General features: G+C 38.8%; 21 protein-coding genes. 6 read left to right on the forward strand and 15 right to left on the reverse strand.

Annotated elements, in window-relative coordinates; all coding sequences use genetic code 11:
* Positions 1-14 precede the first annotated feature (14 nt).
* The 6 genes from BAOM_RS22740 to BAOM_RS22765 all read right to left on the reverse strand — a co-directional run bounded on the left by BAOM_RS22740 (position 15) and on the right by BAOM_RS22765 (position 7,463).
* The gene (locus BAOM_RS22740; RefSeq protein ID WP_127762229.1) at positions 15-662 is read right to left on the reverse strand and encodes a TetR/AcrR family transcriptional regulator; all 648 of its coding nucleotides are present in this window, start codon (positions 660-662) and stop codon (positions 15-17) included.
* A 71-nt stretch (positions 663-733) separates the two neighbouring features.
* On the reverse strand, positions 734-1,873 hold the full coding sequence (locus BAOM_RS22745) for an acyl-CoA dehydrogenase (RefSeq protein WP_127762230.1): 1,140 nt from the start codon (positions 1,871-1,873) through the stop codon (positions 734-736).
* A 28-nt stretch (positions 1,874-1,901) separates the two neighbouring features.
* A complete protein-coding gene (locus BAOM_RS22750) occupies positions 1,902-3,032 on the reverse strand; it encodes an acyl-CoA dehydrogenase (protein ID WP_127762231.1) in 1,131 nt (376 codons plus the stop codon).
* A 34-nt stretch (positions 3,033-3,066) separates the two neighbouring features.
* Positions 3,067-3,918, reverse strand: a complete 852-nt coding sequence (locus BAOM_RS22755) for a 3-hydroxybutyryl-CoA dehydrogenase (protein ID WP_127762232.1) — start codon at positions 3,916-3,918, stop codon at positions 3,067-3,069.
* A 29-nt stretch (positions 3,919-3,947) separates the two neighbouring features.
* Positions 3,948-5,138, reverse strand: coding sequence for an acetyl-CoA C-acetyltransferase (locus BAOM_RS22760; RefSeq protein ID WP_127762233.1), 1,191 nt, complete (start codon positions 5,136-5,138; stop codon positions 3,948-3,950).
* 192 nt (positions 5,139-5,330) lie between these two features.
* Complete coding sequence (locus BAOM_RS22765; RefSeq protein WP_127762234.1) at positions 5,331-7,463, reverse strand: heterodisulfide reductase-related iron-sulfur binding cluster; 2,133 nt, start codon at positions 7,461-7,463, stop codon at positions 5,331-5,333.
* Between the two features lie 293 nt (positions 7,464-7,756).
* Between BAOM_RS22765 and cls the strand changes: the two genes are divergently transcribed.
* Together cls and uvsE are read left to right on the forward strand one after the other, a co-directional pair.
* The gene (gene cls / locus BAOM_RS22770; protein ID WP_257467502.1) at positions 7,757-8,959 is read left to right on the forward strand and encodes a cardiolipin synthase; all 1,203 of its coding nucleotides are present in this window, start codon (positions 7,757-7,759) and stop codon (positions 8,957-8,959) included.
* 516 nt (positions 8,960-9,475) lie between these two features.
* Positions 9,476-10,432, forward strand: a complete 957-nt coding sequence (gene uvsE / locus BAOM_RS22775; protein WP_127762235.1) for a UV DNA damage repair endonuclease UvsE — start codon at positions 9,476-9,478, stop codon at positions 10,430-10,432.
* 70 nt (positions 10,433-10,502) lie between these two features.
* On the opposite strand, the gene argS is transcribed toward uvsE, so the two are convergent.
* The 4 genes from argS to speE all read right to left on the reverse strand — a co-directional run bounded on the left by argS (position 10,503) and on the right by speE (position 14,652).
* Positions 10,503-12,173, reverse strand: coding sequence for an arginine--tRNA ligase (argS, locus tag BAOM_RS22780; RefSeq protein ID WP_127762236.1), 1,671 nt, complete (start codon positions 12,171-12,173; stop codon positions 10,503-10,505).
* Positions 12,170-12,616, reverse strand: coding sequence for a YwiB family protein (locus BAOM_RS22785; protein WP_119116236.1), 447 nt, complete (start codon positions 12,614-12,616; stop codon positions 12,170-12,172). The genes argS and BAOM_RS22785 overlap by 4 nt, the downstream gene beginning before the upstream one ends.
* A gap of 156 nt (positions 12,617-12,772) precedes the next feature.
* Complete coding sequence (gene speB, locus BAOM_RS22790; RefSeq protein ID WP_127762237.1) at positions 12,773-13,651, reverse strand: agmatinase; 879 nt, start codon at positions 13,649-13,651, stop codon at positions 12,773-12,775.
* 173 nt (positions 13,652-13,824) lie between these two features.
* Positions 13,825-14,652, reverse strand: coding sequence for a spermidine synthase (gene speE, locus BAOM_RS22795; protein WP_127762238.1), 828 nt, complete (start codon positions 14,650-14,652; stop codon positions 13,825-13,827).
* Between the two features lie 209 nt (positions 14,653-14,861).
* Between speE and BAOM_RS22800 the strand changes: the two genes are divergently transcribed.
* Positions 14,862-16,919 carry a transglycosylase domain-containing protein gene (locus tag BAOM_RS22800; RefSeq protein WP_127762239.1) on the forward strand — a complete coding sequence of 686 codons (2,058 nt, stop codon included), beginning with the start codon at positions 14,862-14,864 and terminating at the stop codon, positions 16,917-16,919.
* A 97-nt stretch (positions 16,920-17,016) separates the two neighbouring features.
* Here BAOM_RS22800 and BAOM_RS22805 read toward each other — a convergent pair whose 3' ends face one another.
* Positions 17,017-17,529 (reverse strand): YwhD family protein, encoded by a 513-nt coding sequence (locus tag BAOM_RS22805; RefSeq protein WP_127762240.1) that lies wholly within the window; start codon positions 17,527-17,529, stop codon positions 17,017-17,019.
* Positions 17,530-17,558: 29 nt separating this feature from the next.
* On the reverse strand, positions 17,559-18,224 hold the full coding sequence (locus BAOM_RS22810; RefSeq protein ID WP_252282856.1) for a site-2 protease family protein: 666 nt from the start codon (positions 18,222-18,224) through the stop codon (positions 17,559-17,561).
* A gap of 121 nt (positions 18,225-18,345) precedes the next feature.
* Here BAOM_RS22810 and BAOM_RS22815 point away from each other — a divergent pair, with 121 nt between their 5' ends.
* Positions 18,346-18,531, forward strand: a complete 186-nt coding sequence (locus BAOM_RS22815; protein ID WP_119116240.1) for a 2-hydroxymuconate tautomerase — start codon at positions 18,346-18,348, stop codon at positions 18,529-18,531.
* A gap of 141 nt (positions 18,532-18,672) precedes the next feature.
* Here BAOM_RS22815 and BAOM_RS22820 read toward each other — a convergent pair whose 3' ends face one another.
* The 3 genes from BAOM_RS22820 to BAOM_RS22830 form a co-directional block, all read right to left on the reverse strand.
* Positions 18,673-19,182 carry a YwgA family protein gene (locus tag BAOM_RS22820; RefSeq protein WP_127762241.1) on the reverse strand — a complete coding sequence of 170 codons (510 nt, stop codon included), beginning with the start codon at positions 19,180-19,182 and terminating at the stop codon, positions 18,673-18,675.
* A 27-nt stretch (positions 19,183-19,209) separates the two neighbouring features.
* Positions 19,210-20,523 (reverse strand): HD domain-containing protein, encoded by a 1,314-nt coding sequence (locus tag BAOM_RS22825; RefSeq protein ID WP_127762242.1) that lies wholly within the window; start codon positions 20,521-20,523, stop codon positions 19,210-19,212.
* Positions 20,524-20,720: 197 nt separating this feature from the next.
* Positions 20,721-20,942 carry a YuzB family protein gene (locus BAOM_RS22830; RefSeq protein ID WP_127762243.1) on the reverse strand — a complete coding sequence of 74 codons (222 nt, stop codon included), beginning with the start codon at positions 20,940-20,942 and terminating at the stop codon, positions 20,721-20,723.
* A gap of 318 nt (positions 20,943-21,260) precedes the next feature.
* On the opposite strand from BAOM_RS22830, the gene BAOM_RS22835 reads away from it, so the two are divergent.
* Together BAOM_RS22835 and BAOM_RS22840 are read left to right on the forward strand one after the other, a co-directional pair.
* The gene (locus BAOM_RS22835; RefSeq protein WP_127762244.1) at positions 21,261-21,977 is read left to right on the forward strand and encodes an RsfA family transcriptional regulator; all 717 of its coding nucleotides are present in this window, start codon (positions 21,261-21,263) and stop codon (positions 21,975-21,977) included.
* Between the two features lie 609 nt (positions 21,978-22,586).
* Positions 22,587-22,910, forward strand: a complete 324-nt coding sequence (locus tag BAOM_RS22840; protein ID WP_127762245.1) for a hypothetical protein — start codon at positions 22,587-22,589, stop codon at positions 22,908-22,910.
* Positions 22,911-23,221 lie beyond the last annotated feature (311 nt).

Raw genomic sequence — 23,221 nt, forward strand, 5'->3', positions numbered from 1 at the left:
GGGACTCCCCCTCATTAAAATGTTTTAGATTCGATACTTTCCTTGTTCGATATACCTTTTAACATTAATTCCGTCTGAAGCTCAATATACTCTTTTAAAGAGTACGTTTTATTCAATGCCCATCTGCGAAAACTCCACATTTGCCCATGTACAAAAATGTTATGAGCCATGAGATATACTTCTTTTTCATTTAATTCAATTTCACCTTTGTCGACACATTGTTGAATCAGTTGCTCAAATATGGAGACCATTTCGAGCTCCTTCTTTAATACATAGGATAAAGCATCTTTTGTCAGTGCTTTCACTTCTTGATACATGACAAGCACTTCATCCTGTCTTTCATCAATAGATTGATAGAAGTAAGCAATCGATCGCTTTAACCCTTCAAGTGTGCCGTCACTTTTATGAAATTCTTCTTGTAAATTTTCTTGAAATTGTTCATAAATATAATCGCACACGAGATATAAGACATCTTCCTTTGAGCGAATATATTCATAAAGAGTGCCAATACTAAACCCAGCCGCTTTAGCAATTTCTCGAGTAGTTGTTCGATGGAAGCCCTTTTCGCGAAAAAGAGTTACAGCACCCTTAATCATTTGCTTCCGCCGCTTCTCGACAAGCTGCTCATCCTTAACAGATGCATGAACCTCTCTCTTCTCCATCCTCCCTCTCCTTTATAAAGGGAGTTACCCGGCGCTATGCTTAAAGCCGGATAACTGCTCACTTATTCTATTTATTTTGTAACCATTCTAGAGATAACAAGCTTTTGAATTTCTTGTGTTCCTTCATAAATTTGAGTGATTTTCGCATCACGCATATAGCGCTCTACTGGATAATCTTTTGTATAACCATAGCCGCCGAATACTTGAACAGCCTCTGTTGTTACTTTCATTGCTGTGTCACCTGCAAACAGTTTAGACATCGCAGATTCTTTCCCGTATGGTAGACCTTCAGATTCTAACCATGCAGCTTGGTATGTTAATAGTCTAGCTGCTTCAATGTTTGTTGCCATCTCTGCTAATTTGAAACCAATTCCTTGTTGAAGAGCAATTGGCTTTCCAAATTGAACACGCTCTTTCGCGTAATCCGTTGCAGCATCCATTGCTCCTTGTGCGATTCCAACTGCTTGAGCAGCAATCCCATTACGACCGCCATCAAGTGTCATCATCGCAATTTTGAACCCTTCACCTTCTTGCCCTAGTAAGTTTTCTTTTGGTACACGGCAATCTTCAAAAATGATTTCTGTTGTTGGAGACGAACGAATACCTAATTTTTGTTCTTTTTTCCCTACGCTGAAGCCTGGGAAGTCTTTTTCAACGATAAATGCACTTGTTCCTTTTTGTTTAGATTCTGGATCTGTTAGTGCAAACACTACATATGTATCCGCAATACCACCATTTGTGATAAAGATTTTAGAGCCATTTAAAATATATTCATCGCCAACTAGTTTAGCTGTTGTTCTCATGCCGCCTGCATCTGAACCTGAACCTGGTTCTGTTAAACCGTACCCACCAATTTTTTCACCTTGCGCCATTGGACGTAAATATTTTTGTTTTTGTTCTTCAGAGCCAAATTTATAAATTGGCCAACCTGCAAGTGATGTATGTGCAGATAGTGTAACACCTGTAGAAGCACATACTCTTGATAGTTCTTCAATTGCAATACAGTATGCTAAATAATCGCTGCCGATACCGCCGTACTGTTCTGGCCAAGGAATACCTGTTAAACCAAGCTCCGCCATTTTATCAAAAATTTCACGATCAAAACGCTCTTCTTCATCACGCTCAGCTGCTGTTGGCGCTACTTCATTTAACGCAAAATCGCGAACCATTTTTCTAATCATTTCATGTTCTTCTGTTAATTTAAATTGCATAATCTTTTCCCCCAATAAATGTAATTTTTTATAGATGTTTACTAATAACTATTCGTTGAATTTCACTTGTTCCTTCATAAATTTCTGTTACTTTTGCATCACGGAAATAACGTTCCACAGGATATTCTTTCGTATATCCATAACCACCAAACACTTGAATAGCTTCAGTTGTCACTTCCACCGCTGTTTTAGAAGCAAACAGCTTTGCCATCGAAGCTTGCTTGCTGCATGGCAGCCCTTGTGCGCGCAGAGATGCAGCTTGATAGATTAGTAGTCTAGATGCTTCGATTGCTGTCGCCATATCAGCTAGCTTAAAGCCAATGCCCTGCTGCATAGCAATTGGTTTTCCAAATTGAATGCGCTCTTTTGCATATTGTACAGCGTGTTGATAGGCTCCTTCGGCAATCCCAAGCGCCTGAGCAGCAATCCCAATTCGCCCGACATCAAGGTTCGCCATGGCAATTTTGAACCCTTCTCCTTCTTGACCAAGTAAATTCGCTTTAGGAATTCGCATATCTTCAAACGATAGTTGCAGCGTTCTTGAACCATGAAGTCCCATCTTGTGTTCATCTTTACCAAAGACTAGACCAGGTGTCCCTTTTTCCACAATAAAGGCCGAAATCCCCTTGCTGCCCTTGGCCGGATCAGTCGAAGCAAAAACAATGTATACATCAGCCTCTCCGCCGTTTGTGATAAACACTTTCGAACCATTAATGCGGTAAAAATCCCCCTCCTTTACCGCTTTCGTTTTCAAACTTGCAGCATCTGAGCCTGCACCCGGTTCGGTTAAACAAAAAGCGCCAAGCCACTCACCTGAAGCAAGCTTCGGTACATAGTGTTGCTTTTGCTCTTCCGTACCAAAATAAACAATTGGATTTGTACCAACTGACGTATGTACAGAGAGAATAACGCCGATTGTTGGGCTTACTTTTGAAATCTCATGAATCGCAATAATATAGGACATGAAATCCATTTCAGCCCCGCCGTATTTCTCCGGGATGGGAATACCCATCAAACCAAGCTCCCCCATTTTGTACAAAACCTCGCGCGGAAATTCGCCATTTTCCATGTTTGCTACAAATGGAGAAATATGTTCTCTAGCAAAATCACGGACCATATTCCGCATCATTTGTTGCTCTTCCGTAAATTGCAATTTCATGAATATTCCTCCCACTGAAAATCAAATATAAGACTTAGTTATACTCGTAAAAGCCACGTCCTGATTTCTTGCCATACCAGCCTGCTTTTACATATTTACGCAGCAATGGACATGGACGATATTTATCATCACCGAAGCCTTCGTGCAATGTTTCCATAATGTATAGACATGTATCTAAGCCAATAAAATCAGCAAGCGTTAACGGCCCCATTGGATGATTCATCCCAAGTTTCATGACATCATCAATAGCTTCTTTTGTCGCTACTCCTTCATATAAGGCATAAATCGCTTCATTAATCATTGGCAGCAAAATACGGTTCGATATAAATCCAGGAGCATCATTTACTTCCACCGGAGTCTTCCCTAATGATTTAGCCATTTCTTCAATCGCCACATATACTTCATCAGCAGTTGCCAGCCCGCGAATAATCTCTACCAACTTCATAACTGGAACTGGATTCATAAAATGCATGCCAATCACTTGAGTTGGACGCTTTGTTACAGCTGCAATCTCTGTAATTGGTAATGATGATGTATTCGTTGCTAAAATAGCATGTTCTGGAGCAATTTGATCTAACTCCGTAAACAACTTTGACTTAATTTCCATATTTTCTACAGCTGCTTCAATAACTAAATCAACATTTGCTGCATTTTGCAGATCAGTTGATGGCGTTAATCTTGATAAAGTTGCATCTCGCAATTCTGCAGTAATCTTTTCCTTTTCTACTTGGCGAGCTAGATTTTTTGTGATAGTAGCTAGACCTTTTTCTACAAAAGCTTCTTGTAAGTCGTGTAGAATAACCTGATAGCCACCCATTGCACATACTTGGGCAATACCTGAACCCATTTGCCCCGCTCCAATGACCATTATTCTTTTAATTGCCATGACTGTATGCCTCCATTATTAATAATCTATTAATCTTGTTTTGGTACTTCAATTAAAACAGCATCCCCTTGACCGCCACCGCTGCAAATCGCTGCAATTCCTAACCCGCCGCCACGACGCTTTAGTTCATGCATAAGGGTGATAATAATTCTGGCGCCACTTGCTCCAATCGGATGACCTAGTGCAACGGCCCCTCCATTGACATTCACTTTCTCTGGATCAACCTTTGCAATCTCCTCAGTAATAAGTGCCACTGCTGCAAAGGCTTCATTGATCTCAAACAAGTCAATTTCCTCTAAAGATTTTCCTGTTTTCTCTAATAGCTTATTGATGACAAGGCCCGGTGATTTTGGGAAATCCTTTGCTTCCATTGATAACTCAGCATGACCAACAATATAAGCAAAAGGCGTTTTTCCTTCTTTCATTGCCCGTTCTTCACTCATCAATACAAGAGCACCTGCTCCATCATTCACACTTGGAGCGTTCCCTGCTGTAATTGTTCCTTCTTTATTAAAAGCCGGTGCTAATTTAGCTAAAACTTCAAGTGAAGTATCCTTTCTAGGTGACTCATCCTTTTCAATCAAAATCGGTTGGCCTTTGCGGACCGGAACTTCAACAGGTACAATCTCTTCTCTAAAGATGCCGCCTTCTATAGCCTCAATGGATTTTTGATGGCTGCGATATGCCCATTCGTCCTGAGCCTCGCGGGATAGCTTGAATTCCTCTGCCGATTGGTCTCCATATGTCCCCATAGATACACCCGTAAAGCTGCAGCTTAATCCGTCATGAGTCATTGAATCTTTTAATTCAGCATCGCCCATGCGTAAACCCCATCTCGCTTTTGGAATGAAGTACGGAGCATTGCTCATCGATTCCATACCACCTGCCACAATCACTTCCTCATCCCCAGAGCGAATAATTTGATCGGCTAGTGTAACACTTCGAAGGCCCGAAGCACACACTTTATTAATCGTCTCTGTTTTAATATCCCAAGGAAGGCCCGCAGCACGAGCAGCTTGACGGGACGGAATTTGACCTTGCCCTGCCTGTAATACATTTCCCATAATGACTTCATCTACTTGATCAAAAGGTACACCTGATCTCTCAAGCGCTTCTTTAATTACAATTCCGCCAAGTTCTGACGCCTTTAAACTGCCTAATCCACCGTTAAACTTTCCAATTGGTGTTCGAACTCCACTCACAATGACTGTTTTACCCATTAAAATCATTCCCCTCCGAAATATTATAAAGATTCCGAAAATTAACTGACTGAACGCTCGCTCAAAATGACATCATAAAAAATGGGTCTATGCGTTTTTCATTACACTTTCAACATACATTGCAATCTGATAGATTGTTAGTAGTTGGTGGATACCTGCTTCAATAGACCATTGAAGCAGGTATTCCACTGTTTAAGACACTAAAGTTGTGGATTCACCAATGATGGATTTTTCTAATAATTCTGCTACATCATACGTTTTTACATTTTCTTCGACTTCTTTTGCTTTTGTTCCATCAGACAACATTGTTAAACAGAATGGACATCCAGAACTAATAACTGATGGATTAACCGCTAAAGCCTGCTCAGTACGAGCAACATTAATACGGTGTCCTGTTTCTTCTTCCATCCACATTAAACCGCCGCCTGCACCACAGCACATACCTGTTTCACGTTTCCGCTCCATTTCAACAAGCGTAACACCTGGAATCGATTTTAAAATCTCCCTTGGCGGGTCATAGACCTCATTGTAACGACCTAAGTAACAAGAATCATGGAATGTAATCTTCTCGTTTACTTCATACTTCGGTACAAGTTTCCCTTCTTGAACAAGCTTCGCTAATAGTTCAGTATGATGATAGACTTCTGCCTCTAAACCGAAATCTGGGTACTCATTTTTGAAAATATTAAAAGCGTGAGGATCAATCGTTACGATTTTCTTCACTTCATTCTTCTCAAACTCAGCAATATTATTGCTTGCAAGTTCTTGGAATAAGAACTCGTTTCCTAAACGGCGTGGAGTATCACCTGAGTTTTTCTCTTTATTTCCTAAAATAGCAAACTTTACTCCCGCTTCATTTAGTAGTTTCGCAAAAGAAAGGGCAATCTTTTGACTCCGGCTATCGTAAGAGCCCATAGAGCCAACCCAGAATAAATATTCGAATTCTTCGCCAGCTTTCTTCGCTTCTTTCACAGTCGGTACATGAACATCGTCACGCAGCTCTCTCCAGTCTTCTTTTTCCTTACGGTTTAAGCCCCACGGATTCCCTTGACGCTCGATGTTCGTCATCGCACGCTGTGCATCTGGATCTAACTTACCTTCCGTTAACACTAGATAACGGCGCATATCAATGATTTTATCTACATGCTCATTCATAACAGGACATTGATCCTCACAGTTTCGGCATGTTGTACATGACCAAAGCTCTTCTTCTGTAATAACCTCACCAATTAAGCTCCTTGAATATACTTCTGCTGCTGCAGCTGATTCTTGAGCACCAATTGAATTTGCTGCTGCTGCTGCCAATTGGTTTCCTTCTGCGTTTCCAAAAACAAAAGTTGGAACCCACGGCTGTTTACCTGTTACAACAGCTCCTGTATTCGTTAAATGATCACGCATTTTAACAATGATATCCATCGGAGACAGCATTTTTCCTGTTCCTGTTGCCGGACACATATTTGTACAGCGCCCGCATTCTACACAAGCATATAAATCAACAAGTTGAAGTTGCGTAAAATCTTCAATGCGTTTCGCACCGTAATACACTTCCGCTTCTTCATCTTCTGGTTCTTCCTCAAAATTAATCGCTTTCAACTTTCCTGGATTATCTAAACGATTCAAATATACATTCAACGGTCCAGCAATCAAATGGAAGTGCTTAGATTGTGGAATATATACTAGGAACGTTAAAATAATAAGCAGATGCAACCACCAAGCTATGTAGAAAACTGTAATAGCCGCAGTTTCACCCATCCAGCCAAACAAAAAAGCAATACTGGAAGCAACAGGTTCTGACCATGCAGCTTCATGCCCATGCCAGATCATTGCCATTCCATTTCCTAGTAAAACTGTAATCATAATCCCCATGATAAAAATAACAACTAAGCCTGATTTGAACCCTCGTTTTAAACGAACTAGCTTTTCAATATAACGACGATAAAAAGCAGCAAAAATAGCGATAAGCACTGCTAGCGTAACAATCTCTTCAAAGAAAGTGAAGATTGGATACACAGGCCCCAATGGCAAATGAGCCCCTGGCTTAATTCCTTTAATAATGAAATCAATCGCGCCAAATTGAACAAGAATAAATCCATAGAAAAGAAAAAGATGAATGATACCACTCTTTTTATCCTTGAATAGCTTTTTTTGCCCAAAAACGTTGATTTTAACTTTTTCGAGTCGTTCTTTTACACGATTGTCAAATTCTACTTTCTTACCGAGCTTCACATAAGCCGTTCGTGTCTTTAACAAGTAGACAAACAAACTTACCCCGTAAGCGGTTACAAGTAGAGTAGCAATTAAGTTAATCCACAGTAAGCCATTCATTTCTACACTCCGCCCCCTTTTGCATATTTTACACAATTTAAAAATACCATATATTCTGTTTTTTTGTATAAATGGTATTTTTAAGAAATTAACTGTTACCTCTATTATATAATGAATGAGCATTCAGTCAATCACTTTTTTGAATTTTTTACATTTTTTTCTTTGGTTATGAAATGGCTTTTTTGGAAAAAATCAATAAATAAGAAAGTTACTCTTTGCTCTTCAGACTTTGCGCTTCATCTAACTTAAAGGATTATTAGTACATAAAAATTGGTTAAAAAGGGGAAATATCGTTGGAAATTGCTAGAACGATAGCCTTCATCATCTTCATCATACTTATTCTATTGTGGATTGATTATAAGTGGGGCCAAGCACAACATCGAAAAAAAACGAAGAAAAAAACGTATCCGCTACGTCGAAGCAATATCAAAATTTTTAATTCAGGACCAAAGCTGTTCTATGACTTATTTACAGAAATCGAACATGCACAAAAACATATTCATATTTTGTTTTATATTATTAAAAATGATCAGTTCAGTCAGCAATTCGTTGCGCTTTTAAAACAAAAGGCCGAAAGCAATGTGGAAGTTCGTTTGTTAGTAGACTGGGTAGGTGCCCATAAACTGTCTAAAAAAATTATTCGGGAATTAAAACAAAGCGGCGTACATTTTTCCTATTGCTTCAAACCGCGATTTCCGTTCTTTTTTTATACATTACAAAGACGGAACCATAGAAAAATTACCGTAATTGATGGGAAAATTGGATATCTAGGTGGATTAAATATTGCAAAAGAATATGTCAATCAAGATAACAAGCTAAATCCTTGGCGAGATTATCATATAAAAATAAAGGGTGAAGCTGTCCAGGATGTGCAAAGTACATTTTTAACCGATTGGTACATGGCTACGAAAGAGGATTTACGCATACATCCACATTATTTTCCACCACTTTCGCCTGGTACCCAAAAACAGCAGCTAATCGTAACAGATGGCTGGGGAGTAGAAGGAATATTCCTGGATCTTATTGACCAGGCAGAAGAAAAAATCGTGATTGGTACGCCTTACTTTATTCCAAGTAAAAGATTATTTAATAAACTAAGACAAGCGCTTCATAAAGGCGTTGCTCTAACGATTATTGTTCCGAAAACAACGGACCATATTTTGGTTAAAGAAGCCTCCTATCGGTATTTTCGTGTATTAGAAAAAGAAGGAGCCACCATTTTACAATTTCATAGAGGTTTCTATCATGCAAAAGTGATGCTGATTGATGATCAAATCAGCGATATCGGAACATCCAATTTCGATAAGCGAAGTTTATTTTTAAATAGTGAAATTAATGCTTTACTATTCGATTCCATATCGATTGAACAGACCAAAAAGTATGTAGAAGTCGACATTACTGAATCCGCTCCAATTAATGAGAAAGCTTATAAAAAACCTAATGCATTTCACAAGTTAAAAGAAGCAATCGCCTTTTACTTATCACCCTTTTTATAAATCGCTTTGTTAAACAATTTTTCGATAAATTGGAACTTCCATCAGTGGGGGTTCCTTTATGATTCTAATGAAGGACATCTTCCTTGTCTAATTGCCGGATTTTGTTCTTCATGGCTCTGATGAAGGACACTTCCCTTGTCTGATTCCTGGATTTTGTCCTTCATGGCTTTGATGAAAGACATTTTACTGGCTGGATTCCTGGATTTTGTCCTTCATGGCTTTGATGAAAGACATTTTACTGGCTGGATTCCTGAATTTTGTCCTTCATGGCCCCGATGAGGGACATTTCCCTTGTCCGATTCCTGAATTTTGTCCTTCATGGCTCCTATGAAGGACATTCCCTGGCCAGATTTCTAGAATTTTATCCTTACACACACTTTTTGAGAACGGTAAAAAGAAATTATATAAGAAGAATGATTATTCAACTAAACGGGAAGGCTGCCCCGAAAGCCATTTTCAAGACCTTTGGAACAGCCTCACCTTTGAGCATAACCTAACAAAGGGAGAGAATCATAGATGAAAATCCGCTTCGGTTATGTGGCCAATGCTACTTGTTTATGGGAGGCCTCCCCTGCTAAAACTTTGACCTTTAAGCGATTCACAACTCTAGGTCAAGAAGAAGGGCTGTCAAAACTGCTTAACGTGACGAAGCAAAATATCGAAAATACACGGCGTATTTTATATTACAATACCGCTCATCAAATCGAACTCTATCGTCTTTCGAGTTCAATTGTTCCATTAGCGACACATCCTGATATTGAGTGGGATTTTGTCACTCCGTTTGAACAAGAATGGAAGGAGCTCGGCGATTGGATTACACAGCATGCTTTGCGTGTTAGCTTCCACCCTAATCAATTTACGCTGTTTACAAGTCCGCAGCCCCACATAACAAAAAATGCAGTAAAAGATATGACCTTTCATTATCGAATGCTTGAAGCAATGGGCATAGAAAAGCAGTCCTATATCAATATTCATGTCGGCGGCGCCTATGGGGATAAGATTGCAGCTACTGCTCGTTTTCATGAAAATCTAAAACAGCTTCCCCAACAAGTAAAAGCGCAGATGACATTAGAAAATGACGATAAAACGTATACCGCACTCGAAACGTTCCATATTTGTCAGAAGGAACAAATTCCACTTGTATTTGACTATCATCATCATATGGCCAATTTATGTGAGGTGCCGCTTACAGACTTACTTTATGATGTTTTTTCCACTTGGAAGCATACGAATGTAGTACCGAAAATTCATATTTCTTCTCCAAAATCAGAAACAGCCTTTCGCTCACATGCTGATTTTGTGGATATTGAGTTTCTTAAGCCCTTATTCAAAGCTTTACAAGAACTTGGACAAGATGTGGATTTCATGATTGAGGCTAAAATGAAGGATCAAGCGATGCTGCAGTTAGTTGAAGACATAACTAAAATTCGCGGTGTTAAAAGAGTAAGCGGCGGCAGTGTTATATGGAAATAGAAAAACGGACAAACCATTTTGGTGTTTGTCCGTTTTTTCGTAAGCTGGTCGAGCCGCTTCCGCTTTTCTTTTACATCTTCTCTGGTGCAGATACGCCGATTAGTGCTAGGGCATTTTTCAATGTAATTTGAACAGATTTAACAAGCGCTAAGCGTGCTTTACTTCTGTCCAACTGATCTGCATCTAATACTTTCTCCGCATTATAGAAACTGTGGAATGTAGATGCTAAGTCAAAAATATAGTTCGTGATGCGGTGAGGCATCCGTTTATCCGCTGCTTCTGCAATAGCTTGAGGGAATTCTCCTAGCTTTTTCAACAGTTCAATTTCTTTTTCAGAAGAAACCGCAGTGAAATCCGTAACTCCTTCAAAGCTAATGCCTTGTTCAGCACCTGAACGCAAAATACTTGAAATACGAGCATGCGCATATTGTGCATAGTATACTGGGTTGTCATTTGATTGAGAAACAGCTAGATCCAAGTCAAAATCCATATGCGTATCGGCACTTCTCATTGCAAAGAAGTAGCGCGTTGCATCTAAACCGACTTCATCAATTAAATCACGCATCGTCACGGCTTTACCTGTACGTTTACTCATTTTCATTTTCTCGCCGTTTTTATATAAATGTACAAGCTGAATAATTTCCACTTCAAGCTGCTCGCGATTGTATCCTAGCGCTTCAATAGCCGCTTTCATACGCGGGATATACCCGTGATGGTCCGCTCCCCAAATATTAATTAATGTTTCAAAACCGCGCTCTAATTTATTGCGGTGGTAAGCAATATCTGGTGTTAAATACGTATAAGAACCATCTTGTTTAATTAACACGCGGTCTTTATCGTCACCAAGCTCCGTTGAACGGAACCAAGTTGCTCCATCTTGCTCATAAATATGACCATTTTCTTTTAGGACAGCTAGTGCAGCATCAATTTTTCCATCTTGGTAAAGAGATGTTTCTGAATACCATACATCAAAACCGACACGGAAGTTTTCAAGGTCCTGCTTTAATTTAGCCATTTCATATTTTAAACCGTACTCACGGAAGAAATCGAAACGTTCTTGTTCATCCACATTCACATACTTGTCGCCAAACTCCTCAGCAAGCTTTTTCCCAATCCCGATAATATCTTCCCCATGGTAACCATCGGCAGGCATTTCTTTATCGATGCCTAACGCTTGGAAATAACGCGCTTCTACTGAAAGAGCTAAGTTATTAATTTGATTCCCAGCATCATTAATGTAGTATTCACGAGATACATCATAGCCTGCTTTCGCTAACACATTACATAATGAATCCCCTACAGCTGCCCCGCGAGCATGTCCTAGGTGTAGATCACCAGTTGGGTTTGCCGAAACAAATTCTACCTGAATTTTCTCGCCCTTTCCAAAATCGCTTGCACCGTAAGCATCCTTCGCTTCAAGAATAACCGGAATAAGCTCCGTTAAATATGAATTATTCATATAAAAGTTAATAAAACCTGGGCCCGCAATTTCAATTTTTTCAATCGATGCTTTAGATTGATCGAAGTTCGCAATTAATTCTTCCGCAATCATTTTTGGTGCTTTTTTTGCAGTCTTTGTTAGGCGCATCGCCATATTGGTTGAATAATCACCATTTGCTTTATCTTTTGGCAATTCTAAAATAACATCTGGCAGTTGTTCTTCTGTTGCTAGGCCAGCTTTTAAGACAGCTGCTTTAATTTCTTCTTTTAACTTTGCTTGCACTTGTTCTACAACGTTCATTTCGCTGTTTCCTCCTTATAAGAAATCTTCATCTCATATTGCCCAGGCTCGCTTCCTTGCATCTGTAATGTATAACGCAACATAAGCTTCCCTTCTCTTGCTTGTTCATCCCAATGATAACTGCGTACTTTCGTTTTCGTCTGCGTTCCAAGCCGGCCATATATACTTTCATAGTAGCCGTCTGTTAATTCGTTTAAACGAAATACTTGACGCATTTTAAACACACCGCTTCTAAGCAGTAATGTTTCATTTTCTTTATGCTTAACCGTTGTATTTGTCGAACCCGCTTCGTTTTCTTCAGTATATTGAATGTATAACGTATCTCCTTTGTACACACTTGTCCCAAAGGTAATGAGTTCATACGTTTCTGTATCTTGACCAAACGTGATTTTCGTTTGGAGAGTTACTTTAACTTTTTGTTTATTTATATGATGAAGAGACAAAAAAACACTTCCTTCATGGCGTCATCCTTAACTTTTTAAGTATAAAGATTCTGAAGCGAAGTTTCAACTTCGATTTCACGTGAAATAAACGAGCCTTATATAAAAAAACTCTACAGAGAAACAAAAGTCTTTGTAGAGTTTTGATACACATCATGATTATTTTTTTTGAACCCATCCTAAAATCATTTCACGAATCAGCTTACTTGCTGTGTTAGCTGTTTGCTCGGAGGGGTCATAAACAGGTGCTACTTCGACTAAGTCACAGCCTACCACTTTAATGTCCGAACCAGCAATTGCGTGAATCGCCGCTAATAATTCTTTCGACGTAATGCCGCCGCAATCAACTGTACCTGTACCTGGTGCGTGTGCAGGGTCTAATACATCAATGTCAATGGTTACATAGACAGGACGACCTGCAAGCTTCGGTAATACTTCTTTCAATGGCTCTAGAACTTCAAACTTCGAAATGTGCATCCCTTGCTCTTTCGCCCATTCAAACTCTTCCTTTAAGCCGGAACGAATGCCGAAAGAATACACATTCTTTGGACCGATTAAATCAGCTGCTTTACGGATGATTGCTGCATGTGAAAGCGGCTCACCTTCATAATCTTCGCGTAAATCCGTATGTGCATCCATATGAATAACCGCCATGTCCGGATACTTTTTATACATTGCTTTAATGACCGGCCAAGACACAAGATGCTCGCCGCCCATTCCAAGCGGGAATTTACCATCTTCAAGTAATCCGTCGATATAGCTTTCAATCATATCAATGCTTTTTTGCGGATTTCCAAACGGTAACGGAATATCCCCTGCATCAAAAAATCTCACTTCTTCTAATTCTCGATCTAAATAAGGACTGTATTCCTCTAAACCGATTGATACTTCACGAATACGTGCTGGACCAAAACGAGAACCAGGACGGAAGCTGACAGTCCAGTCCATTGGCATTCCATAAAGGACTGCTTCCGATTCTTCATAACTAGGGTGACTTTTAATAAATACATTGCCTGAATAAGCTTCATCAAAACGCATCTTTGTGGCCTCCTCAACGAATAAGGGGCGGAACTTTGCCAAGTTAACTAGCCTGAACATCGGATTTACTAAAAATCAGATTGAGCTTTAAAAATGAGCAAAGCTCTGTTTCGTCCGCCCCGCCTTCGTTCTTTTAAATATGATATCTATAGAAGTTTCTAAAAAACTCTCGTTTATTTTACTAAATCTTGAACAAATTTAGGTAATACAAAAGCTGCTTTATGAAGTTCTTTTGTATAATATTTTGTTTCAATTTCATGGAAACGCTCATCCGCCACTTCCAGCGGGTTGTATTTTTTCGAACCGATTGTAAATGCCCATAGACCACTTGGATAGGTTGGGATGTTCGCTACGTACAAGTTTGTAATGGGAAAAATTCCTTTTACGTCATGTTGTACGTTACGAATTAAGTCCGCTTTAAACCAGGGATTATCAGACTGAGCCACGAAAATACCGTCTTCTTTCAATGCTTTTGAAATACCGGCATAGAAACCTTTTGTAAATAGGTTTACAGCTGGTCCAACAGGCTCAGTAGAATCTACCATAATAACGTCATATTCGTTTTCACTTTCAGCAATATGCAGAAAGCCGTCCCCTACTTGTACATCCACACGAGGATCCTCTAACATACCGGCGATTTCCGGTAAATACTTCTTAGAGTATTCAATTACTTTCCCGTCAATATCTACAAGTGTTGCTTCTTTCACACTTGGGTGCTTTAATACTTCGCGGATTACCCCGCCATCTCCACCTCCTACAACTAATACGGTTTCCGGGTTTGGATGCGTAAATAACGGCACGTGGGCTACCATCTCATGGTACACGAACTCATCACGTTGTGAAGTCATAACCATATCATCAAGCAAAAGCATGTTGCCCCATTCTTCGGTCTCAATCATGTCTAACTTTTGAAAATCGGTTTGTTCTGTATGTAAAGTACGATTCACTTTCATCGTAATACCAAAGTTCTCAGTTTGTTTCTCGGTAAACCAAATGCTCATTTATTCGCTTCCTTTCCGCATCTATTTATTGAAATGAACCGGTTGCTGTTGTCTTTAGCTAGAAAAAGTATAGACGAATCTAGCAAAATTGCAAGATAAATCTTTGCTGTTTACAATTACCATGTTTAAAAAATACTTTTTTTTCCATAATAAATAATAGATAGATGATTCACCTTACTTAGCAAACTTTTTAATAAGGAGGCAAAGCAATGGAAGTGATACCACTTCAGCGATTTAAAAGGGCTGGAAAGTATGTGCGAGCATTTCTAATCCTAGCAACACTCGGAATAATCCTTCTATTTATCATGCTTCTGTCTCTGCTCATTTATGCAAAAATCCTTGGCCCGCCTCCATTGGCCGTCCCGGAATCTACCCTTTATTACAGCGAAAGCGGGACAGTCATCGGAGAAACCAATAATGGCCAAAAACGCTATTGGGTATCGATTGACTCCATTTCACCAGAGCTTGTTAACGCGACTATCGCCGTGGAGGATCGACAGTTTTATACGCATAAAGGCTTTGATGTAAAGCGGATTGGCGGCGCCATTATAGCGGATTTAAAAGCAAGAGCAAAAGTCCAGGGAGCAAGTACGATTACTCAGCAATATGCTCGAAATCTTTTTCTCGATCACGATAAAACATGGAAGCGAAAATGGAATGAAGCTTTATATACGATTCGGCTGGAAATGAATTATTCAAAGGAAGAAATTCTCGAAGGCTACTTAAATACAATTTATTATGGCCATGGGGCTTATGGGGCCGAGGCAGCCAGTCAATATTATTTTGGAAAAACAGCAAAAGAACTCACTCTTGCTGAGGCTAGTATTCTGGCTGGCATTCCAAAAGGGCCAAGCAGCTACTCTCCGATTGTAAATCTAGAGAAAGCAAAAACTCGCCAAAACATTGTTTTACATTCGATGGTACAAAAAAACTACATTTCTGAAGCAGAACAAAAACAGGCTCTCCAAGCTCCTTTATCCTTAAAAGGTGAACATACAATTGTTACAAATAAAATGGCTCCGTATTTTCAGGACGCCGTCAAGCAGACGCTGCAAAAGGAGCTAGGAATCGATGAGCGAACCATTGAGCTTGGCGGTTTACGTGTGTATACAACATTGGATGAAAAACAGCAAGCATTAGCAGAAGAAGCATTTGAGAAAATCATCACCAAGTCCTCCAACATTCAAGGAGCACTCGTGGCGATGAAACCCAAAACGGGAGAAGTAACAGCGCTTGTAGGAGGAAGAGATTATCAACAATCACCTTTCAACCGAGCTACACAAGCGATTCGTCAACCGGGCTCTACGATTAAGCCGCTTCTCTACTATGCTGCATTAGAAAATGGATTCACACCTTCGACTACTTTAATGAGTGAAAAAACGACATTTAAATTTGACGAGGGCCAATCCTCGTATTCACCAAGTAATTACAACCATCAGTACGCTGACTCAGAAATTACACTTGCTCAAGCTATTGCCTTATCAGACAACATTTATGCGGTGAAAACACATTTGTTTCTTGGACAAAAAGTACTTCGCGATACCGCTAAACGTTTTGGACTAACATCAAAAATGGAAGTCGTGCCATCGCTTGCATTAGGAACATCAGGAGCACGTATCATAGAAATGGTCAATGCATACAGCTTATTTGCTAATGGCGGGAAAAAGGTAAAACCAGTTTTCATTACAAAAGTAGAGAATCACCAAGGCGATGTTTTATTTCAATATAAAAAAGAAAACGAACAAGTGCTGGACCCTGATCAAACTTTTGTCATGACACAAATGCTAACAGGCGTCTTTGATGAAACGCTTAACGGTTATACCAAAGTAACAGGCAGCACGATTAGTAAACAATTAACGCACGTATACGCTGGAAAATCCGGTTCCACCTCTACAGACAGTTGGATGATTGGCTACACACCACAGCTTGTTACGGGTGTATGGACAGGATATGATCAAGCAAAAAAAATTGAAAATCCAGCCGAAAAGGTATACGCCAAGAAAATTTGGGCTACCTTCATGGAAGCAAGTCTTAAAGATAAACCAGTAAAATATTTTAAAGAAACAAGCAACGTCATCGGTCTCCATATCGATCCAAAAAGCGGAAAAATCGCGTCCGAACGCTGCTCCAATTCCCGTTTAACCTACTTTGTCAAAGGAACAGAGCCAGAAGAATACTGTCCAGAGCATTTCAAAGGTGATGCACCAAAAGAACAACAACCAGCGAAAAAACCTTGGTATAAATGGATTTTAAAACCTTGGGGCTAAAGAAAAGCAGAAATGGCTTAATCAGTTCTCCCTAACAAAAAACCTCGCAATTCAATGACTGCGAGGTTTTTTCGTTCTTATATTTATCACGATTATATTATTTAACCGTTAAATCCTGCTTTAATTGCTCTGCAGAACGTTCCCACATACCTGCATCATGATTCTGTAAATAATCGGATAATATCTTTTTCGATTTATCGTCCATATGCTCGACCATAATATGACGTTTCAATGATTTATCCATTTTATTCACATGCTCTGGCAACGACTTGTATCCACGGCGAATCGAGCGATCAACCGTCATTTCACAAGCCGTTACACCAGCATATAACGGACCATTTGGACCTACTTCAATCGTAACCCAGACGAGCCAATATGGTTTAGCATTTGGGACTTCCTCTTTAGAAGTTAAAAACTTAATGCCGCGTTCTACCGCACTGCGCGCATGCATCGCACCAATATCCACTTCTGCTTCTCCAGCTTCGACATCAATAATGACCGGTGAAATATTATCAAGCGTTAATACGCCTGCACCAAATCCACCATGTCCCTCTGTAGGATCGTTTTTGATAATATTAAAACCGACCTTTTTCTTTTGTTGTTCTTCCATTCTTCTATTCTCCTCCATCCATATTTATCTTAAAAAAAGATACCGCTAAAAAATTGACTTAATGTACCCGAAATAAACGGCAGTACCGTTTGAAATAGTGGATCAATCGTATAATGACTGAGCGGGGTAAGAACAATAATTAAAAATACTAACATGCCATACTGTTCAAATTGCGTTAATTTAGCCCGCATATCTGCCGAAACTAAGTCTTCAATAATCCGATATCCATCCAAAGGAGGAAACGGCAATAAATTAAAGACAAACAACACGAGATTCAGCCAAATAAGCATTTCAAAAAACGGGACAATCAATGGAGATATTTCTACTCCTGCAGCAAGCAATCCGTACCAAACAAAGTACCCTATACTCGCGACCACTAAATTACTAAAGGGACCAGCAAAAGATACTAAAATTCCTGCTAGACGTGGATTTTTAAAATAAAAACGATTCACAGGAACCGGTCGCGCCCATCCAAATCCAAACAGCAAAATAAAAATCGTACCGACTGGATCTAAATGCGAAACCGGGTTTAACGTCACTCGGCCCTCATTTTTCGCTGTTAAATCACCAAACTTATACGCCACATAAGCATGGGCAAATTCATGTACGGTAAAAGCAATTAACAGAACGACGATGACATATGGCAACTGCTCTAAGTCAAACGCTAAAAAATCCATCCATAGTTTCTCCCCCATTATTTTATACCCCTAGTATACAGGAAATCACTGAGAAGGGAAAAAACTCTGTTTTCAGATTGTTGCAATTTCTTCCATAATATGAAACACTACAATCATATTGGGGAAGGAGGGAAACTATATGCCATATGTAACTGTTAAAATGCTAGAAGGCCGTACAGACGAGCAAAAGAAAGCATTAGTAGAAAAAGTAACTGCAGCTGTTTCAGAAACAACAGGAGCACCAGCAGAAGCTGTAACGATTTTTATCGAAGAAATGTCTAAAAACCATCTAGCTGTCGCAGGCGTTCGCAAAAGCGATTTATAAAAGGATAGAAAAGTGTAAAATCTAGCTCTACTGGCTAGGTCACCGTGAAAAAGACAGGAGCCATCAGCGCCCTATTTGGTACGTGATTTGAACGAGCTAGTTCCGCTTTTTTATTTTATACATAGAGAAAAAGCTAAGCTGTTAGCTCAGCTTAGCTTTCTCTTGTAACTGTTCAATATATGCATATGCTTCATCAATTTCTTCGAGCGTATACTTTTGCTTGCTTTTTAATGTGAAAATCTTCTCGATTACTTCATCTTTTTCTAGCGTATCAAAAAATAATACGGTAGAAACAAGCTCTAAAAAGCGTGCATTTTGTTCGTTCATATCTAGCAAGCACTCTTCTAACATCGGCATCTCCACTTCCTGCATCGATAAAAAGCCACGACCCGCTTCTGTAATGGAATAGCAGTATTGGTAATACCCAGCTCTTTTTTCTCTTACTTCATTTAAGTAGCCCATATTGCACAGCTCTTCAATTCGTAATGTTAGTTCCTCCGAATACGGTCCATAGAAATGGAACTGATATTTCTCTTGAAAGGGAAATGATAGCTTTTTCGCAATATATACAATCTTTTGCAGTTTTTTTCGGCCAGAAATCTCTCCTGCAACAGAAATAGCATTTATAATTTTCGCATGATCCTTAAACAAGGCTCATCACTCCTTACCCAAATGTTCCTATCTTAATTCCGGCAAATCCAATAGTCTTCGAATTTGTCTTTTTACAATTTTCTTTGTCGATTCATCGCGCAATAAATCTTCAGGGAAATATAGCTTATGATCCGTTCTGCGCTTACCTGAAATAGCATCGACAATTTGTGATTCACGAGACAATTCACGAATCTCTCCGTTATTCTTCAACAGATGAATCGGCAAACGCTCTTCTTCCTCACCTGGACGATAGAAATCATAGGGTAAATCGGATGAAGAATCGACTACGAGATAATATTCGGGATCAATGCCCGCTTTTTTAAATAACGTATTTAATTCCATTAACTTATTCATCTGTTCATTTGATGGGTGAAATTCCACATACTTAAACAATCTACGATTTACAAACCGACTACATAAATCCTTTAAAATGGCATCCTCTTCATTTTCCCAGCATTGAAAATAATAGAGCATCACGGCTTCATCCATTTTTAAATAATCCGCTAACGTCACATGTCCGTTAAACATCGAATAAAAATGGACAGGCTCTTGGGCGAACGTATAGCCTGACTCCGATAAGTATTTCGCTCTATGCAAAATCTTTGTTAAAATCACTTCCGCACTGCGTGTTACCGGATGAAAGTAGACTTGCCAATACATTTGATAACGACTCATGATGTAATCTTCCACAGCATGCATCCCGCTTTGCTTAATAACAACCTGTTCTTCACGAGGGCGCATAACCCGCAGAATCCGTTCCATATCAAAATGGCCGTAACTAACACCTGTAAAATACGCATCACGCTGCAAGTAATCCATACGATCTGCATCAATTTGACTTGAAATTAAACTGACAACTAACTTATTGGCATATGTTTTTGCAATGACTTCTGCGACTTTTTTTGGGAAATCTTCCGCAACTCTTTTTAACACAGTATTCACTTCTGTATCACCAAGAATAATTTGCCGAGTAAACTGCTCATGGTCCAAATTAAACACTTTTTCAAAAGAATGAGAGAATGGTCCATGCCCTAAATCATGCAAAAGAGCTGCACATAAAGAAAGAAGCCGTTCCTCCTGCTTCCATTCTTGTCGATTCACAAATACATCATCTACAATACGACGCACAATTTCATACACACCAAGTGAATGATTAAACCGACTATGTTCAGCTCCGTGAAATGTCAAATAAGTTGTACCTAGCTGCTTAATTCGACGCAATCGTTGAAATTCCTTCGTCCCTATTAAATCCCAAATCACCCGATCACGAACGTGAATATAGCGATGTACTGGATCTTTAAACACTTTCTCTTCCATTAATTTTTCATGGGAATACTTCATAAGCGCCCCTCTTTTTTAAAATCATTTCTATCAATTATAGCTTGTTTCGCTTTAAAATCCTATCTGTACAGCAAGAAACACGGCTAAAATTGTAAGAAATTTGGAATAAATCTTCTATTAAAGAGGCATCCTATCTATTCATTCGCGATAAAAAATCACCACGCCAATCAACTACGAGGTGATGATAATACACTGCATTATTTAAGCTTTTTATCTATCTTATCCATTAACTCATCTTCTGTTGGCGCTGCTACTGGACGATTATTCACAAAAGCAAAAGATTTCTTTCTTCCTGGACCACAATAGGATTGGCAGCCCACGTCAATCTTTGCATCCGGATCTAGCTTTTGTAAACGAGGTACCAAAGTTTTGATATTAACTGCCTGGCAGTCATCACACACTCGGAATTCATTAGCCATCCTTCGTTTACCATCCTTTCTATATATAAACAATCTACTCTTTATATTTAAATAACTAAATGGTATTTTACCGCTTCTACTTGTTTATTTCAAGAGGTGAACATACACCGAATATACGCTCCTTTTCCTACTTTTCACAAACATCGTATATAGAGTAACAATCTAAAGCAGTCAAATAAAAACTACTATCCTTTTAACTTTTATGAATAAAATTCCCCGAACCTGTCCAAACTGATTAGTAAAATACAACAATGTTCCTAAACTTCAATATCATCAATTTATCATTTTTAGATAGTACAAGAAAGGAAGTATGCGCTTATGAAAATTCGGCAAGATGCTTGGACAGAAGAAGACGATTTATTATTAGCGGAGACGGTACTACGTCATGTCCGTGAAGGAAGCACACAATTAAATGCTTTTGAAGAGGTGGGCGACAAATTAAACCGTACTTCGGCTGCATGCGGTTTTCGCTGGAATGCAGTCGTTCGTCATAACTATGATAAAGCTCTATCACTCGCCAAAAAACAACGAAAGCAACGTCAAAGAATTTTAGGAAGAGACCAAGGCGGCAAGAAGAAATTACTATATACGCCACCCGCTCCTACTATGGCAGATATTACTGTACCAACAAGTGAACCTAATGAAGTTGAACTAACATTAGAAACTAGTAACTATGAAGTCAATAAAGCAGAAACTACCGTTCAAAGTTATGCGCTCACAGAAACAACACTAACACTCGATACGGTTATTTCATTCCTTGAAACAATGAATGGAAGCACGCTGCAAGCGGAAGTGTTAAAAACAGAGAACGAACGTTTAAAGCTTGAAATTAAAGAATTGAAAAAGCGAAATGAAGAGCTTGAAGGAAAAGTTAATCATTTAGAACAAAATACGGGCTTAATTCAAGAAGATTATGAAACTCTAATGAAGATTATGAATCGTGCACGAAAGCTCGTTTTATTAGAAGAAGATGAGCGTCCAACAACGAAATTTAAAATGGACCGTAATGGAAATTTAGAAAAAATGGCGGAATAAGAGAGCAAGATTTTCTTATACTATCCGAATGTATACTAAACGAACGATAGTATAGAAAAAAGGTTATATATAAAGCCAATTTGGTTTTCGACATCCTCTCAGCTAATTGGTGAAATAATTTTTGGCCCCTGCTTTCTCTTTCGTTTCATGGAGCTAGAGCTACCTTTCAGCATAGCTGAAAGGTGTGTGGGACCGTATTCCCACACGAGCAGGAGCCAAAAACCAACAGCGTATTCAAATAAACATTCTTATGCCCATTTAACAAGTTGAACATGTAGCGGTAATAAGATACGTCTTTTCCTTCTAACATAAACTACTGCTCATGAGCAGTTTAAAATAACTAAAACTCTGTTTATCTTCTTAACAATATGGAAGAGAATAAACAGAGTTTTTTATCATATAAATGAATCTTGAAACTTGTATATCCCCAAAGAACAAACGACTACTATATAAGAGAGAATTCACGAATAATCTCTATTTTTTCAAGATAACGTGCTTTTGACATATAGGCATATTCCATTTTATGCCAAAATTTTCAGAATCTTCTGTTTACCTATACATAAAAAGCCATTATAATAAACATATACTTTTCTAAGGAGGGATGGAAAGATGAGAAAAACAAAAGTTTTTTATGGCGTATTGCTACTTGTCTTTTTGTCCTTCTTAGTTACTCAATATACGAGCGAAAATACGAAAGCTTTAAATTTGCATGAAAGCAAAGCAATCACCGCCTTTAATGGGGACGTCCAAGACCTTCCTTTAAAAGATGATAATAAGAAACATCCTTTCACTCCAATAAATATTTTACAATTCTTTATCTATTTGTCTCTTGTTTTTATCTCATTCAATGTCTTGTTAGCTCAAACCCGCAATAAACTTATTTTCTTTACACCCATTTTTTATCAGGCGAATTATCTAATACGTACTCCTTGATTTTTTTAAAAAATTACAAGGGGGAATATATATGTGGATTCGTTTTCTAATGATGGGGTTCTTTTCACTTACAGCATTTAGCTTTCTTTTTTATCAAGGAATTGAAATTTCCCATGCATTTTTAGATTTCTTTAAAAAGAATAATTCATAATCTAAATTCATTTGACTCTAAGGCGATTCTCCAGCATTCATTCAAGGGGGATCGTCTTTTTTATTTACTCTGCTTCGCTATAGTGGCTGTTAGTATTCCATTCCACGCCATTAAAATTTGCTTATTGAAAAATGATTATACTACACTTTTGAAAAAAGAA

Origin of the sequence: Peribacillus asahii (genome assembly GCF_004006295.1) — a bacterium.
GTDB classification, from domain to species: domain Bacteria; phylum Bacillota; class Bacilli; order Bacillales; family DSM-1321; genus Peribacillus; species Peribacillus asahii_A.